Below are 14,921 nucleotides of genomic sequence, written 5' to 3'. Positions count from 1 at the left end.
CGTTGCGCGATCTTTCATGCCGCTTCCGGGCCCAGCACGCGCGCGCGCAAGGCCGCCACGTCCGCCTGCCAGTCGGTGAAATGCTCGCTGTCCTGCCACAGCTGGCGCAGTTCCGACGATTCGGCCGTGATGCGCTCGAAGGCCAGGCGTGCTTTTTCCAGCAGCGGCGGCGTGATCTTCTTCTTGCAGGCGGCCACCCATTCATCCACTTCGGCCGTGGCGGGATCGACCTCGCCCTCGCCAGGCTGGCCCAAGAGGCGCGCGATCACTTCCAGCGCGGCCAGCGCCTCGGCGGCGAACGGCGCCTCGAGCTCCGCTTCCTGGCTGTCGATGACGTTGTCGAGGGTCGTCTCGACCAGTTCCAGGGTTTTATATTCGTGCAAATCCTGCGCCCAGTCCATGGCGTAGTCGTTGCCGAAGGCGTCGGTGGCCCAAGTGCCCATAGTGTGTCCTTGTTGCGTGTGTGGTTGATGGCGCCATTGCGGCATGTGGGGTGTTGTCGGGTTACGCCCTGCGGGCTAACCCGACCTACCCCGACCTACCGGGTCTGCGCGGTTTATTTTTGGTCCGCGTAGGGATCGCTGATGCCGAGTTTCGCGAGGATGTCCGTTTCCAGGCCCTCCATCTCGGCCGCTTCCTCGTCATCCATGTGGTCGTAGCCTTGCGCGTGCAGCACGCCGTGCACGATCAAATGGGCCGTGTGCTCTTCCACGCTCTTCTTTTGTTCCGCCGCTTCCTTTTCCAGCACGTCCGTGCACAGGATGATGTCGGCGCGCGTCGGTTCGTCCTCGCCCAGTTCTTCGCCTTCGTTGTAGGCGAAGGTCAGCACGTTGGTGGCATAGTCCTTTTCGCGGTAGTCGCGGTTCAGGGTGCGGCCTTCTTCCGCGTCGACGAAGCGGATGGTGAATTCGGCGGGCGCGAACAGGGCCGCCTTGACCCAGCGGCGCACTTTCGGGCGCGTGATCAGGGTTTCCAGGCGGGTGTCCGGGTATTGCACGGACAGGGACAGTTTATTTTTTTCGGACATTTTTGACGGCGGCTGGTTTCAATAGGGAGGGCAGGTGGGCGGCGTCGGCGCTGGCCGCCTGCGCCGTTTCATAGGCATCGACGATGCGCGCGACGAGCGGATGGCGCACCACGTCGGTGCTGTTAAATTGCGTGAAGCCGATGCCGCGCACGTCTTTCAGCACATGCACGGCGTCGATCAGGCCGCTCGTCTGGCTCTTGTGCAGGTCGACTTGCGTCACGTCGCCCGTCACCACGGCCTTGCTGCCAAAGCCGATGCGCGTCAAGAACATCTTCATCTGTTCGACGGTGGTGTTTTGCGCTTCATCGAGGATGACGAAGGCGTGGTTCAAGGTGCGCCCGCGCATGTAGGCCAGCGGGGCGATCTCGATCACCTGTTTTTCAAATAGCTTCTGCGTGCGGTCAAAACCCAGCAAGTCATACAGCGCGTCGTACAGGGGACGCAGATACGGGTCGACCTTTTGCGCCAGGTCGCCCGGCAAGAAGCCCAGGCGCTCGCCCGCTTCGACGGCGGGGCGCGTCAAAATGATGCGCTTGACGGCGTCGCGTTCGAGCGCGTCGACGGCGCAGGCGACGGCCAGATAGGTCTTGCCCGTGCCGGCCGGACCCACGCCGAAGCTGATGTCGTGTTCGAGGATGTCGCGCAGGTAGGCGATCTGGTGCGGCGTGCGCCCGCGCAGGTCGGAGCGCCGCGTTTTCAGCACGGGGCTGGCGATGTCCGGCTCGACGAAGGTGCTGGCGGGCGCGTTGGCATGGTGTTCCGACGCGGCGGACAGGCCCGCGCGCTGTTCCACCAGGGCCAGCTGCACTTCTTCCAGCGGCACGACCTTGTTGGCGATGGCGTAGAACTGCTCGAGGATTTCCACGGCGCGTTCGGCATTGCTGCCGCCGACGATGAATTTCTCGCCGCGGCGGAAGATCGTCACGTCGAGGGCGGCGGAAATCTGGCGCAGGTTTTCATCGAGCGGTCCGCACAGGTGCGCCAGGCGCGTGTTGTCCAGCGGCTCGGGGATGAAGTAATGCGGCTGTATCGGGGCTTTGGTTTTCAACTGGCTCTTTTCAATGCGGGGGCGCTGGCGACGAGTTCGCCGCGCAGGGTGTAGGAATGGCTCTCGGTGATGCGCACGTCGACCAGCTGGCCGACCAGCTGCAGCGCGTCCGGGCCGGCGTCGAAATTGACCACGCGGTTGTTTTCCGTGCGGCCCTGCAGCTCACTGTCATCGGTGTCCTTTTTGGAACGGCCTTCGACGAGGATGGTTTGCACCGTGCCCACCATGGCCAGGCTGTATTTGCGCGTGTTGGCGTCGATGGCTGCCTGCAGCTGCTGCAAACGGGCCAGTTTCACTTCATGCGGCGTATCGTCTTCCAGGCTGGCGGCCGGCGTGCCGGGACGCTTGCTGAAGATGAAGCTGTAGCTGTTGTCGAAGCCCACGTCCGCGATCAGCTTCATCATGGCGTCGAAGTCGGCCTGGGTCTCGCCCGGGAAACCGACGATGAAGTCGGACGAAATGGCCATGTTCGGGCGCACGGCGCGGATGCGGCGGATGATGGACTTGTATTCGAGGCCCGTGTAGCCGCGCTTCATGGCGCCGAGGATCTTGTCGGAGCCGTGCTGCGCCGGCAGATATAAATGGTCGACCAACTGCGGGATCTTCGCGTAGGCGTCGATCAGGCGCTGCGTGAATTCCTTCGGATGGCTGGTGACGAAGCGCATGCGTGCTATGCCGGGGATGTCGGCCACGTATTCGAGCAGCAGGGCGAAGTCGGCGATCTCGCCGCCTTCCATCGCGCCCCGGTAGGCGTTCACGTTTTGCCCCAGCAGGGTGATTTCCTTGACGCCCTGGGCGGCCAGGCCCGCCACTTCCGTCAGCACGTCCTCGAAGCGGCGCGACACTTCCTCGCCGCGCGTGTAGGGCACGACGCAGTAGCTGCAGTATTTGCTGCAGCCTTCCATGATGGAGACAAAGGCCGAAGCGCCGTCCACCTTGGCCGGCGGCATGTGGTCGAACTTTTCGATTTCCGGGAAGCTGATGTCCACCTGCGCATCGCCGCTGGCGCGGCGCAGTTCGATCATCTGCGGCAGGCGGTGCAGGGTTTGCGGGCCGAACACCATGTCGACATACGGCGCGCGCTTGACGATGGCGTCGCCTTCCTGCGACGCCACGCAGCCGCCCACGCCGATCAGCAGGTGCGGCTTGGCCAGTTTCAGTTCGCGCAGGCGGCCCAGGTCGGAAAACACTTTTTCCTGCGCCTTTTCGCGCACGGAGCAGGTATTGAGCAGGATCACATCGGCGTCTTCCGGCGTGTCCGTGCGCACCAGGCCATCGGAGGCGCCCAGCACGTCGGCCATCTTGTCCGAGTCGTACTCGTTCATCTGGCAGCCGAAGGTTTTAATGAATACTTTTTTCTGCATGGAGTCGGGCGCTTATCGGTAAATGTGGCGGCAAACAGGATGGTTGGGCAGGATGCTGCAGCGCAGGGGGCCGCTCAGGGTGGGGCGCGGCGGATGACCGGCCGGGCGCCTCTGGCTGCCCGGTGGCAGGCTCGCTGCAAGTTCAGGCCATAGTTTAGCGTAAATCGCCGGGGCGGGCCATGTCGTGCTGACCTTGTCGACAAGGTTGCCGCCTGCATATGTTGCCATGTGTCGTGATGCCCAAAAGCATTTATTGCCATACGTCACCATTGATTTGTAACAAGTTGCTGCAAAGCCTTGTGTGCGCCCGCTGGCATCCTAATGTGTTGAAATAGCATCGTTGCCAAGCCAACCAGCAGCTTGATTGATATTTAACAATCAGGAAGTTTGCGCGAGGCGCAGATGCCGCGTGTTTGGGCTAGTATATTGTCTTATATGCAATTCATTTTGGTGGGTTGCAGTGCTTTTCACTCACGCGGCAAGTTGCGTACGTTGGCTGGGCGTGGCTGTGCGAGTCCTGTGCGGGCAGTGCGATAAGGAGGAAGGGCGGGGGAAGGCTGAATAAGTGGGCAAGACGTTTATTTAAACACTCTAAGCCAGCCTTAAGTTCGTATCGGCATTATTTTCTACATTCACCAGACGAGGAAAAATCATGGCACATCATGCATTAGCATCGCAAGAAAGTTACAACCCCAACCACCTGCTGGATATTCTGCTGAGCAAGATGCAGCTGAAGAACGATGCAGCCTTGTCGCGTCTGCTTGAAGTGGCGCCACCGGTCATCAGCAAGATTCGCCACCACCGCTTGCCGGTCGGCGCCTCGCTGCTGATACGCATGCATGAAGTGACGGGCATGAGCATCCGCGACCTGCGCGACCTGATGGGCGACCGCCGCACCAAGTATCGTCTGTCCGACGCCCAGGGCCGTCCAAAAGCGGAAGACCGCGGCGATGCGCAAGAATCGAATTACGCGCACTGATGTGGCGGTTGTACGCTGACCGTGCCGCTTGCATAGCTGCTGGCGGCAACAGGCTGGCGTGGACCGGGCAGCAGACCGGCTTACATGGACGTATTGCAGTACGCATAACGGCTTTCGCTTCGCAGCGAGAGCCGTTTGCATTTGCGGCGTTGTTTAGCTCAGCAATGCCGAGGTGATTTCGTCGTAGCGCAGCTCCGTTTCGCGGAACAGCTGCAGATACGCGTCTTCGCCCAGGCCCAGCGCATCCCAGGCCACCGGCGAGACGCGCGGCACCATGTCGTCGCCCGCCTGCGCCAGGTCGAGCGCGCAAACAACCGCATTGGCCACGTGGATCAGCGAGGCGAGAAAGCCTGCCCCCGGCGTTTCCGGCTGCAGGTAGTTGCCCAGCGCCAAGCGCATGGTATCGGAAAAATTCCAGTGTTCGGCCAGGGCCACGGCCGCCTGCACGTGGTCCACGCCCAGCACCGTTTGCTCCGCTTCGAGCAGGCTGCAATCGTGCGCGGCCTGGTGCGCGATAACTTGCGCATAGTGGGCGGGAAAGCTGCTGACCAGCACGAGGCGGCCGATGTTGTGCAGCAAGCCGGCCGTGAACGCGTAATCCTGGTTGAAGCGGATCTGCCGCGCCAGCACCTTGGCGCACGCGGCCGTCGCCACCGAATGGCGCCAGAAAGCCTTGTCGTCGAAACCGGGGCAGAGACCTTCCGGGAAGCAGCCCGTGATGGCGGCCGACGTGATCAGGCTGCGCGTCGTCTGGAAGCCCAGGTAAGTGATCGCCTGCTGGATGGTGGTGGCCTTCACTTGCAAGCCATAGTGCGACGAGTTGGCCAGGCGCAGGGTTTTTGCCGTGAGCGCCTGGTCGTACGACACTTTTTTGGCCAGCACGGAAATATCCACGTCTTCCTGGTCGATGCTGTCGAGCAGTTCCATCACGACGGCGGGCAAGGAAGGCAGGTCATCGAGGTGGGCGACGATATCGTCGAGCGTCAGCTGGGTGCTCATGCGGCCTCTCCCGTACCCAGGCGGTAAGCCGTGACATAGCTGCGCAGCAAGGTGGTGGCCGCATCCGCGGGATCGTCGGGATCATGCTTGCGGAACAGATAGGCCAGCCGTTCGCTGTCGGCCGCCTGCTGCGCGGCGATGGCTTCCGGAGTAGGGGGCGGCGCCTGGATGGGCAGCATGTCGATGTTGTGGCGGGGCATCAGAGCCAGCATGTTTTCCGTCAATACCGCGCCTTGCGGCAACAGCACTTGTCCATGCGCATCGAGCAAGACATCCGACAAGATCATGCCGGGACGAACTTGTTCCAGGGGTAGATGTTGATGCGTGACCGCCATGACGACTCCTTAGATGATTGCGGGATATTACCATTGCCATGGCGCAATGTCTCAACCTGCATCAAAGTTCCTATCGACAGTTGGGATGCTGTAAATCTTGCCAATAAGCATGTCATATCGTACATTTGATTCAGGCTCTTGTATTGCTGACGTCTCTGCGCCCGCGCCGCGGGCCGGCGGCTGGCCTGGCCCGGGGAGTGTTGATTGATGGTGAGTATCCAAGTCCGGCTGACCCTGCTTTTTGTCGTGATCGTCACCCTGGTGCTGGGCATTTCCGGCAGCTATACCCAATATACACTGAGCCAAGAACTCGAATCGGGCAGCGCGCGCCTGCGCAGCGGCGTGCTCACGCGTTTGCAGACCAGCTTGCCTTCCGCCCTGTGGGACCTCGACAAATCCAAGGTTGACAGCATCGTCTCGGCCGAAATGCTGCCGCCCGAACTGGTCGGCATCCGCGTCTACGACGCGTCGGTCGGCCTGTTTGCCGGCGAAGTGCGCGACGCGGCCGGTACCCTGGTGCCGTTGAGCGCCGACGTGGCCATGGGCGGCACACCCGTCGAGGCGCCGCTCGTGTTCCGCGACGCCGTGGCGGCGGCCAGCGGCGGCAAGCCGGTGATCGTCGGCAAGGTCATCGTCAACTTCAGCCGCGAGCAGATCGACGCGGCCCTGCGGGGCGAAGTGCGGCGCAAGGTGGTGGAAGTGTTGCTGCTGGACATCATCCTCGTGGGCGCCCTGGCGCTGAGCCTGCGCATCGTCTTCGGCCCCCTGAAACAGTTGCGCGACGGCTTGTTCGACCTGGCCACGCGCGGCAGCGATGAGGTCGAAGAGCTACCGGAAAACCGGCGCGACGAACTGGGCGACGTGATCCGCGGCTTCAATGCCGTGCAGCGCAAGCTCAAGTCCATCATCGAGGGCAGCCGCGAGGCGGAAGACATGGCGCGCCGTTCGCAGCAGGAAACGGCGCAAGCCATGGACGAACTGCGCCGGGCGCAGGAATCGTTGCTGCAGTCGGAACGCCTGGCCTCGCTGGGCAGCCTGGTGGCCGGCGTGGCCCATGAAATCAACACCCCGGTCGGCATCGCCCTGACCAGCGCCTCGGTGCTGAAGGAAGCCACCGACGACATCAGCGCGGCCGTGGCCGGCGGCGGCGTGAAAAAGACCGATATCGTGCGCTACCTGGAAACGGCCGGCGAAAGCGCGCGGCTGATCATGAACAATGCCTACCGCGCCGCGCACCTGATCCACAGCTTCAAGCAGATCGCCGTCGACCAGGTCAGCGAGGCGCGCCGTTTGTTCGAATTGCGCGACTATATCGGCGAGGTGATTTCGAGCTTGCAGCCGACCCTGAAAAAGACGCGCATCAGCATCGATATCGATTGCCCGCCTGACATCATGCTCGACAGCTATCCGGGCGCGCTGGCGCAGGTGCTGACCAACCTGGTGTTGAACTGCGTCGAGCACGCGTTTGATGCGGACACGGCCGGCAACATCCATATTGAAGTGCGCCGCGACGGCGATGCGATCGCCATGCAGGTGCGCGACAACGGCCGCGGTATCGCGCCCGACATGCTCGACCGCGTGTTCGATCCGTTTGTCACCACGCGGCGCGGGCAGGGGGGGACGGGACTGGGCTTGAATATCGTGTTCAACTTGATTGCCAAGCAGTTTGGCGGCACCATCACGGTCAGCAGCATCCTGGGGCAGGGCGCGACGTTCCTGCTGCGCTTGCCCACGGTGACGCCGTTGCCGGAAAGCACCAACAGCCAGGCATAGGCAAGGAGACAACATGACACAGATGGAAAACAGTCAGCAAGTGGCGCTGTTGCGCGGAATCAATGTGGGACGCGCCAAGCGCGTGGCCATGGCCGACCTGCGCAAGTTGCTGGGCGACCTGGGTTTTGCGCAGGTGCGCACGGTACTCAACAGCGGCAACGTCGTGTATGACGGGGGCACGGTTACACCGGCCGAGGCCGCTTCGCGCATCGAGGAAGCGCTGGTGCTGAAACTGGGCGTGGCGGCCAGGGTGACGGTGCTGTCGGCCAGCCAGTTTGCCGAGCTGTTCGAACAAAACAGCCTGGCGCCGGCGGCCGATGCGTCCCGACTGCTGACCCTGGTGCTGAACAATCCGGCCGACGTCCAGCGCCTGGCGCCGCTGTTGCAGCAGCCGTGGCAGCCGGAAGCGCTGGCGCTGGGGCGCTGGGCCGCGTATGCCTGGTGTCCCGATGGCGTGCTGGCCAGCAAGGTGGTGGCGGCGCTGGGCGTGCTGCTGGGCGACGGCGTCACCTCGCGCAACTGGGCCACCATGCAAAAACTGCATGCGCTGCTGAACGGCGCGGATGCGTCCGCCACCTCGGCCAAGGAGCACTGATGCCTTCCATGGAAACGCCATGAACTGGGATATCGTCAAGGGTGTCCTGATCGTGCTCGTCGCAATCAGCGTGGTGGTGACGGCCTTCGTGCTCATTTCCGCCTCGGGCCCGGACAAGGCGGGCTGCATCGCGCGCGCCCTGAAGTCGGGTATTCCGGTGGGGAATATCGAACGGGTTTGCCGCCTGCTGGACAAATGATGGCGCCATAACAAAACATTCCGCACCAGGCGGAATGTTTTGCGGCAGTGCCTTGCCAGTGCCGGCACCGTCAGTTATCGAATTTTTCCTGTTTGTCGCCGTGCAGGCTCAAGGCCACCAGGCCCAATCCCACCAGCAGCATCGAGTACATGCTCGCTTCCGGCACGGGGGCGGCCACGTTGGCTTGCTGTGCGGGCGCGGCCGTCACGGGCCTGGGCGGTGCCAGCGCCACGTGGCGCGCGCCACTGGCGCTCCAGTGCGGTGCCGCCGTCGCGCTGCTGCTGGCCAGCAGGCGTGCATACGGCAAGTCCGGCGTTTCCCAGCCGGGGTTGTTATTCAAGCTGATGCTTTCATCGATCGTTACGTGTTCTCCGGCTTCCTGCAGCTTGCCGGCCGCGGTATCGCTGACTGCCGCCATGCTCCATGTGCTGGCCGATAGCGCCAGCAAGGCCAGGCATAACGGCTGATGGATTCTCATCGTGCTCTCCCTGTTGTTCACCGTGCGGCGCAGCCGAAGCCGGCTTGCGCATGGACGGACAATTCGCCCGTACGGGGGCGTATCATGGTTTTTCTGCTGTTCTCCCATTACAGCATAGATCGTGACAATTTTGATACGCTTATTTCCTGTTTATTACGAATATTTGTCATTTTGATAGCGTAAACATGATCGTTGCCGCCCACTTTGAACGAGCACGCTATCGCCGAAAAACACTGTTGTTTTTTTGTGCGAATCGCCAGCAGGAAAACAATATATTGATTAATATATTGTTTATCGCACGATCATCAATATGACCGCCTGTGGGAGGGCAAGATGGAGACAGCCGCAACACAACACGCCGAATACAACCTCGACGCCATGCGTGGCTCGGCCTACAAGGCCAGCTCGCTGCTCAAGGCCATGGGCAATGCCGACCGTTTGATGCTGCTGTGCCAGCTGTCGCAGGGCGAGCATTGCGTCAGCGACCTTGAGCAAAAAGTGGGCATCGGCCAGCCGACCCTGTCGCAGCAGCTGGGTGTGCTGCGCGAAGAGATGCTGGTGGCCACGCGGCGCGAAGGCAAGCAGATTTATTACCGCGTCGCCAGCGCCCCCGTGCTGGCCGTGCTGCAAGTGCTGTACGCGCAATTTTGCGCGCCGCAGCCCGCGTTCAACGACGAAGCGGACTGAGCCTGCCATGACGATAGCCTGGCAACACTTCACACCATGGGCTTCGCTGGCCGGCGGCATGCTGATCGGCCTGGCGGCTGCGCTCTTGATCCTGTTCAATGGCCGCATCGCCGGCATCAGCGGGATCCTCGGCGGCTTGCTGCGCCCGCGCAGTGGCGACCTGGGCTGGCGTATCGCCTTTCTTGCCGGCCTGGTCGGCACGCCCCTGCTGTACCCGATGTGGCAAGCCTTGCCGCCCGTGCAGATCGACGCGGGCATGCCGGCCTTGCTCGTGGCGGGCCTGCTGGTGGGTGTCGGGGTGCGCTATGGCGCCGGCTGCACCAGTGGCCACGGCGTGTGCGGCCTGTCGCGCCTGTCTCCGCGTTCGCTGGCGGCCACTTGCGCCTTCATGGCGGCCGGCTTCCTCACCGTCTATCTGTTGCGCCACCTATGAACAAACTGATTCTTTCCCTGTTAAGCGGCCTCGTCTTTGGCTTGGGCCTGATCGTCTCCGGCATGTCCAATCCGGCCAAGGTGCTCGGTTTCCTCGACCTGGCCGGCGCCTGGGATCCATCGCTGGCGCTGGTGATGGGCGGCGCCATCGGCGTGGCCCTGCCGGCCTTCTGGCTGGCGCGGCGCAGAACCGAGTCGCTGCTGGGCGAAGCCATGCAATTGCCGGCATCGCGGCGCATCGACCGGCGCTTGCTGCTGGGCAGCCTGGCCTTTGGCGCGGGCTGGGGCATCGCCGGTTTCTGTCCCGGTCCCGCTCTTGTCTCCCTGCTGGCGGGCCAGCCGAAGGCGTGGATGTTTGCCGGCGCCATGCTGGCAGGCATGGCCGTGTTTGAAGTGCTGGAGCGCCGCAAGGCGCCGGCGCATGCCTGAGACGGTACAATCTGGCGCATCGCCACTTTGGATACCCGCATACATGAAGACCGTGATTTTCCGTGCCGGCGTGCGCGCCACCTTGTTGTGCAGCATGCTGGCGCTGGCCGCCTGCGGCAGCCTGCTGAAGAAGGACGCCCCGCCCGCTCCCGTGCCCGTGGCCGATGCCTTGCCCAATCCGCAAGTGCTGCTGCTCGGTGAAGTCCCTGACAATGCGCAAGGCCAGCGCCTGCGGGTTGAGGAATTGCGCCGCCGTCTGGCGGCCGGCTGGCGTCCCGTGATCGTCATGGAGCAGTTCGACCGCGAAAACCAGGCCTTGCTGACGCGCGCCGCACGCGAATGCGCCGACCCCGACTGCATCATCCGCGTGATGGAACAGCCGCGCTGGGACTGGAGCGTGTACCGGCCCGTGCTGGACCTCGTCATCAGCTACCAGCTGACCCTGGTCGCCGGCAATCTGTCGCCGGCCGACGCCTCGCGCATCGTGCGCGACGGCATTCAATGGTCGATGCCGCCGGCCATGGTGGCCACTTACCTGGCCGCGCCCGTGCCGGCCGATATCCTGGAAGGGCAAAAGAAGGAAGTGCAGGCGGCCCGCTGCAATATGCTGCCCGACATGATGCTTGGCGGCGTCGTCAACGCGCAAGTGGCGCGCGATATCTGGATGGCCAAGCTGATCCGCGACCAGGCGCCGCGCGACGTGGTGCTGATCGCCGGCAATGAGCATGTGCGCAAGGATATCGGCGTGCCCCGCTGGCTGAAGCTGGCCGACCCGCAACTGAACGTGCGCAGCATCGGCTACCTGGAGCAGGGCGGCAGCGGTTTCAAGGGCACGTTCGACCTGACGCAAACGATGCCGGCGCAGCCGCGTCCGGACCCGTGCGCCAAGTTCAAGAAATAATCACTGCTGCACCCGCACCAGGGCGCTGACCCGGCTTGCCGTCTCGAGCAGTTTCGGCAAGCTGTGTTCCAGCAGATGCGCCACGGAAGGCCCCGCCGTCTGGCCGCTGACGTTGATCGCCGCCACCACCTTGCCGGCCCGGTCGAACACGGGCGCGGCCAGGGCGATCAAGCCCTGTTCCAGCTCTTCCTGCACCAGGCACCAGCCCTGGCGCCGCACTTGCGCAATCTCTTCCATCAGGACGTCGATATCGACCTTGGTCGCCGGCGTGATTTTCAGCAACGCCATCTTCGACAGCCGTTCGCGCAGCGCATCCGGCGCCAGGCCCGACAGTAAAACCCGTCCCATCGAGGTGCAGTAGGCGGGCAGGCGGCTGCCGATACCCAGGTTGATCGACATGGTGCGGTGCGCGGACAGGCGCACGACATACACGATGTCGTCGCCGTCGAGCACGGTAGCCGAGCACGACTGGCGCAAGGTCTGCATCAGTTCTTCCAGCAGCGGCTGCGCCTGCGTCCACACGGGCAAGGACGACAGGTAGGCGTAGCCGAGGTCGAGCACCTTGGGCGTCAAACGGAACAGCCGCCCATCCGCTTCCACATAACCGAGATGCAGCAACGTATGCAGGATGCGCCGCGCGCCCGCGCGCGTCAGCTGCGCCCGCTCCGCCACTTCGCTCAGGGTCTGTTGCGGCGCGTCCGCGCCAAAGCTGCGCAGCACGGCCAAACCCCGCGCGAACGATTGCACATAGCTGTCGCCGGGACGCGGCGCGCCGTCGGCATCGACGGTTTCTTCGGCGGGAACGGAGGTGCTGCTGCGTGCGGTCATGGCAATTCCAATTGGTCAAGGTGGCAATTATAGCCATGGCGCTGGCGAAAACGGCAAATTGACAAGCGCCCCGATCAGGCATATTCTCACGAATAAGTTCTAAATACGAATATTTGTTCGTTATGCGAACAAATTGTGAATGAATTTGATTGGGAGGAGACAGCAATGATCGACAAACTGCGTTCCAGCGTGCTTGATGCGCTGGCCGATATCCACGATGGCGCCACCGTCATGATTGGCGGCTTCGGCGGCGCGGGCCAGCCGGCCGAGCTGATCGACGGCTTGATCGCCCAAGGCGCGCGCGACCTCGTCATCGTCAACAACAATGCGGGCAATGGCGACACGGGCCTGGCCGCGCTGCTGAAAAACGGGCAAGTGCGCAAGATCATCTGCTCGTTCCCGCGTCAGGCCGATTCCCACGTCTTCGACGCCCTGTACCGTTCGGGCAAGCTGGAGCTGGAGCTGGTGCCGCAGGGGAACCTGGCCGAACGCATCCGCGCCGCCGGCGCCGGTATCGGCGGCTTTTTTACGCCCACAGGCTATGGCACGGAGCTGGCCAAGGGCAAGGAAACGCGCGAGATCGACGGCCGCATGTATGTGTTCGAGTCGCCGATCCACGCCGATTTCGCGCTGATCAAGGCGGAGCAGGGCGACCGCTGGGGCAACCTGACCTACCGCAAGACGGCGCGCAACTTCGGTCCCATCATGGCCATGGCCGCCAAGGTCAGCATTGCCTCCGTGCATGAAATTGCCGAGCTGGGCAGCATCGATCCCGAGCACGTCATCACGCCGGGCCTGTTCGTGCAGCGCATCGTGCAAGTGCCGCGCACGGCCACCGGCCCCGCCGGCTTCAAAGCAGCCTGAGGAGTATCAAATGAACAAATGGAATCGAGACCAGATGGCGGCACGCGTGGCGGCCGACATCCATGAAGGCAGCGTCGTCAACCTGGGCATCGGCTTGCCGACCCTGGTGGCGAACCATTTGCCGGCCGGCGCGGAGATCATCCTGCACAGCGAAAACGGCGTGATCGGCATGGGCCCCGCACCGGCGCCGGGCGAGGAAGACTACGACCTGATCAATGCGGGCAAGCAGCCCGTCACATTGCTGCCCGGCGGCAGCTATTTCCACCATGCCGACAGCTTCGCCATGATGCGCGGCGGCCACCTCGACATCTGCGTGCTGGGCGCGTTTCAAGTGTCCGCCACGGGCGACCTGGCCAACTGGCACACGGGCGCGCCGGACGCCATTCCCGCCGTGGGCGGGGCCATGGACCTGGCCATCGGCGCGAAAAAAACCTGGGTCATGATGGAATTGCTGACCAAGACCGGTGAAAGCAAGCTGGTGCAGGCTTGCACCTATCCGCTGACGGGCATCGGGTGCGTCAGCCGCATCTACAGCGACCTGGCCGTGTTCGATTTGTCGCTCAACGGGGCCGTGGTCGTCGAACTGGTCGATGGCTTGAGTTTTGAGCAGTTGCAAGCGTTGACGGCCGTGCCGCTGACGGACGGACGTTAATTCAGCATCAATACGCAAATCACTTTCTTGGAGGAAAGAACATGACCCACGCTTTTATCTGCGACGCCCAGCGCACGCCATTCGGCCGCTATGGCGGAGGACTTGCCGGCGTGCGCGCCGACGACCTGGGCGCCGTGCCCATCCGTGCCTTGATGGCGCGCAATCCGGACGTGGACTGGACTTTTGTTACCGACGTGCTGTACGGCTGCGCCAACCAGGCGGGCGAGGACAACCGCAACGTGGCGCGCATGGCCGCCTTGCTGGCGGGCTTGCCCGACAGTGTGCCGGGCGCCACCCTGAACCGCCTGTGCGGCTCGGGCCTGGACGCCATCGGCAGCGCCGCCCGCTTCATCAAGAGCGGCGAAGCGGGCTTGATGATCGCCGGCGGCGTGGAAAGCATGAGCCGCGCGCCATTCGTCATGGGCAAGGCCGACAGCGCTTTTTCGCGCGGCATGAAAATGGAAGACACGACCATCGGCTGGCGCTTCATCAACCCGCTGATGAAAGCGCGGTATGGCGTCGACTCGATGCCGGAAACGGCGGAAAACGTGGCGTCCGACTTCGGCATCAGCCGCGCGGACCAGGATGCGTTCGCGCTGGCCAGTCAGGTCAAGGCGCTGGCGGCGCAGCAGGCGGGCCTGTTCGACAGCGAAATCTGCCCCGTCAGCATCGCGCAAAAGAAAGGCGATCCCATCGTTGTCGCCCGCGATGAGCATCCGCGCGCCACCACGCTGGAGACCTTGGCCAAATTGAAACCCGTCGTGCGCGCCGATGGCACGATTACCGCCGGTAATGCCTCGGGCGTCAACGATGGCGCGGCGGCCCTGCTGCTGGCCGACGAGGCGAACGCGGCCCGCTTTGGCCTGACGCCGCGCGCGCGTGTCGTGGCCATGGCCACGGCTGGCGTGGCGCCCCGTATCATGGGCATCGGCCCCGCGCCCGCCACCCTGAAAGTGTTGGCCATGACGGGTTTGACCCTGGCCGACTTCGACGTCATCGAATTGAACGAAGCGTTTGCCGCGCAAGGCCTGGCCGTGCTGCGCCAGCTGGGCTTGCCCGACGACGACGCGCGCGTCAACCCGAACGGCGGCGCGATCGCCCTGGGCCACCCGCTGGGCGCGTCCGGCGCGCGCCTGGCCATGACGGCCGTCAACCAGCTGCACCGCACGGGCGGGCGCTATGCGCTCTGCACCATGTGCATCGGCGTGGGCCAGGGCATCGCGCTGGTGCTGGAACGGGTCTGATTCCATGCGTCCGCACGCGAAAAAAGTTGCCCGGCATACGTATTAACCCGTATGTCGGACGGCTTTTTGACCCTGGTCAAGGGCGTA

Annotated in this window: 19 protein-coding genes; 11 read left to right on the top strand and 8 right to left on the bottom strand. The window is 63.5% G+C overall.

Annotated features, from left to right (window positions below):
• Positions 1-14: 14 nt before the first annotated feature.
• The 4 genes from BLU39_RS07030 to miaB form a co-directional block, all read right to left on the bottom strand.
• Positions 15-443: a DUF4259 domain-containing protein gene (locus tag BLU39_RS07030; RefSeq protein WP_092711432.1), complete on the bottom strand. Its 429-nt coding sequence runs from the start codon at positions 441-443 to the stop codon at positions 15-17.
• Positions 444-556: 113 nt separating this feature from the next.
• Complete coding sequence (ybeY, locus tag BLU39_RS07025) at positions 557-1,027, bottom strand: rRNA maturation RNase YbeY (protein ID WP_092711430.1); 471 nt, start codon at positions 1,025-1,027, stop codon at positions 557-559.
• On the bottom strand, positions 1,011-2,075 hold the full coding sequence (locus BLU39_RS07020; protein WP_092711428.1) for a PhoH family protein: 1,065 nt from the start codon (positions 2,073-2,075) through the stop codon (positions 1,011-1,013). The genes ybeY and BLU39_RS07020 overlap by 17 nt, the downstream gene beginning before the upstream one ends.
• Positions 2,072-3,439: a tRNA (N6-isopentenyl adenosine(37)-C2)-methylthiotransferase MiaB gene (gene miaB / locus BLU39_RS07015; protein WP_092711426.1), complete on the bottom strand. Its 1,368-nt coding sequence runs from the start codon at positions 3,437-3,439 to the stop codon at positions 2,072-2,074. The genes BLU39_RS07020 and miaB overlap by 4 nt, the downstream gene beginning before the upstream one ends.
• A 652-nt stretch (positions 3,440-4,091) precedes the next feature.
• Here miaB and BLU39_RS07010 point away from each other — a divergent pair.
• A complete protein-coding gene (locus BLU39_RS07010; protein WP_034746769.1) occupies positions 4,092-4,418 on the top strand; it encodes a hypothetical protein in 327 nt (108 codons plus the stop codon).
• A 153-nt stretch (positions 4,419-4,571) separates the two neighbouring features.
• Here the strand turns inward: BLU39_RS07010 and BLU39_RS07005 are convergent, their stop codons facing one another.
• Both BLU39_RS07005 and BLU39_RS07000 read right to left on the bottom strand, forming a co-directional pair.
• Positions 4,572-5,417, bottom strand: a complete 846-nt coding sequence (locus BLU39_RS07005) for an HDOD domain-containing protein (protein ID WP_092711424.1) — start codon at positions 5,415-5,417, stop codon at positions 4,572-4,574.
• Positions 5,414-5,752 carry a hypothetical protein gene (locus BLU39_RS07000; protein ID WP_232731203.1) on the bottom strand — a complete coding sequence of 113 codons (339 nt, stop codon included), beginning with the start codon at positions 5,750-5,752 and terminating at the stop codon, positions 5,414-5,416. Before BLU39_RS07000 ends, BLU39_RS07005 begins: the two co-directional genes overlap by 4 nt.
• A 207-nt stretch (positions 5,753-5,959) precedes the next feature.
• Here BLU39_RS07000 and BLU39_RS06995 point away from each other — a divergent pair, with 207 nt between their 5' ends.
• From BLU39_RS06995 to BLU39_RS06985, 3 genes are read left to right on the top strand one after another with little or no spacing between them, the layout of a single operon-like run.
• Positions 5,960-7,525, top strand: coding sequence for a sensor histidine kinase (locus BLU39_RS06995; RefSeq protein ID WP_092711420.1), 1,566 nt, complete (start codon positions 5,960-5,962; stop codon positions 7,523-7,525).
• A gap of 13 nt (positions 7,526-7,538) precedes the next feature.
• Positions 7,539-8,120, top strand: a complete 582-nt coding sequence (locus BLU39_RS06990; RefSeq protein ID WP_092711418.1) for a DUF1697 domain-containing protein — start codon at positions 7,539-7,541, stop codon at positions 8,118-8,120.
• A gap of 19 nt (positions 8,121-8,139) precedes the next feature.
• Positions 8,140-8,319: a hypothetical protein gene (locus BLU39_RS06985; protein ID WP_034746783.1), complete on the top strand. Its 180-nt coding sequence runs from the start codon at positions 8,140-8,142 to the stop codon at positions 8,317-8,319.
• 70 nt (positions 8,320-8,389) lie between these two features.
• On the opposite strand, the gene BLU39_RS06980 is transcribed toward BLU39_RS06985, so the two are convergent.
• Positions 8,390-8,797, bottom strand: coding sequence for a PEP-CTERM sorting domain-containing protein (locus tag BLU39_RS06980; protein ID WP_139178191.1), 408 nt, complete (start codon positions 8,795-8,797; stop codon positions 8,390-8,392).
• 333 nt (positions 8,798-9,130) lie between these two features.
• On the opposite strand from BLU39_RS06980, the gene BLU39_RS06975 reads away from it, so the two are divergent.
• From BLU39_RS06975 to BLU39_RS06960, 4 genes are read left to right on the top strand one after another with little or no spacing between them, the layout of a single operon-like run.
• Positions 9,131-9,484 (top strand): ArsR/SmtB family transcription factor, encoded by a 354-nt coding sequence (locus tag BLU39_RS06975; protein WP_092711414.1) that lies wholly within the window; start codon positions 9,131-9,133, stop codon positions 9,482-9,484.
• A gap of 7 nt (positions 9,485-9,491) precedes the next feature.
• Positions 9,492-9,917: a YeeE/YedE family protein gene (locus tag BLU39_RS06970; protein ID WP_092711412.1), complete on the top strand. Its 426-nt coding sequence runs from the start codon at positions 9,492-9,494 to the stop codon at positions 9,915-9,917.
• Positions 9,914-10,345, top strand: coding sequence for a YeeE/YedE family protein (locus BLU39_RS06965; RefSeq protein ID WP_092711410.1), 432 nt, complete (start codon positions 9,914-9,916; stop codon positions 10,343-10,345). Before BLU39_RS06970 ends, BLU39_RS06965 begins: the two co-directional genes overlap by 4 nt.
• 43 nt (positions 10,346-10,388) lie before the next feature.
• Complete coding sequence (locus BLU39_RS06960; RefSeq protein ID WP_092711408.1) at positions 10,389-11,246, top strand: ChaN family lipoprotein; 858 nt, start codon at positions 10,389-10,391, stop codon at positions 11,244-11,246.
• On the opposite strand, the gene BLU39_RS06955 is transcribed toward BLU39_RS06960, so the two are convergent.
• The gene (locus BLU39_RS06955; RefSeq protein ID WP_092711406.1) at positions 11,247-12,074 is read right to left on the bottom strand and encodes an IclR family transcriptional regulator domain-containing protein; all 828 of its coding nucleotides are present in this window, start codon (positions 12,072-12,074) and stop codon (positions 11,247-11,249) included.
• 165 nt (positions 12,075-12,239) lie between these two features.
• Between BLU39_RS06955 and BLU39_RS06950 the strand changes: the two genes are divergently transcribed.
• Genes BLU39_RS06950 through pcaF form a run of 3 tightly spaced genes read left to right on the top strand, consistent with a single transcriptional unit; the run spans position 12,240 to position 14,834 of the window.
• Positions 12,240-12,938, top strand: coding sequence for a 3-oxoacid CoA-transferase subunit A (locus BLU39_RS06950; protein WP_092711404.1), 699 nt, complete (start codon positions 12,240-12,242; stop codon positions 12,936-12,938).
• A 10-nt stretch (positions 12,939-12,948) separates the two neighbouring features.
• Positions 12,949-13,590 (top strand): 3-oxoacid CoA-transferase subunit B, encoded by a 642-nt coding sequence (locus BLU39_RS06945; RefSeq protein ID WP_092711402.1) that lies wholly within the window; start codon positions 12,949-12,951, stop codon positions 13,588-13,590.
• Positions 13,591-13,631: 41 nt separating this feature from the next.
• A complete protein-coding gene (gene pcaF / locus BLU39_RS06940) occupies positions 13,632-14,834 on the top strand; it encodes a 3-oxoadipyl-CoA thiolase (RefSeq protein ID WP_092711400.1) in 1,203 nt (400 codons plus the stop codon).
• The last annotated feature ends 87 nt before the right edge of the window (positions 14,835-14,921 follow it).

Origin of the sequence: Janthinobacterium sp. OK676, from assembly GCF_900103595.1 — a bacterium.
GTDB lineage: Bacteria > Pseudomonadota > Gammaproteobacteria > Burkholderiales > Burkholderiaceae_D > Janthinobacterium.
This window is presented reverse-complemented; position numbering and strand designations above follow the sequence as displayed.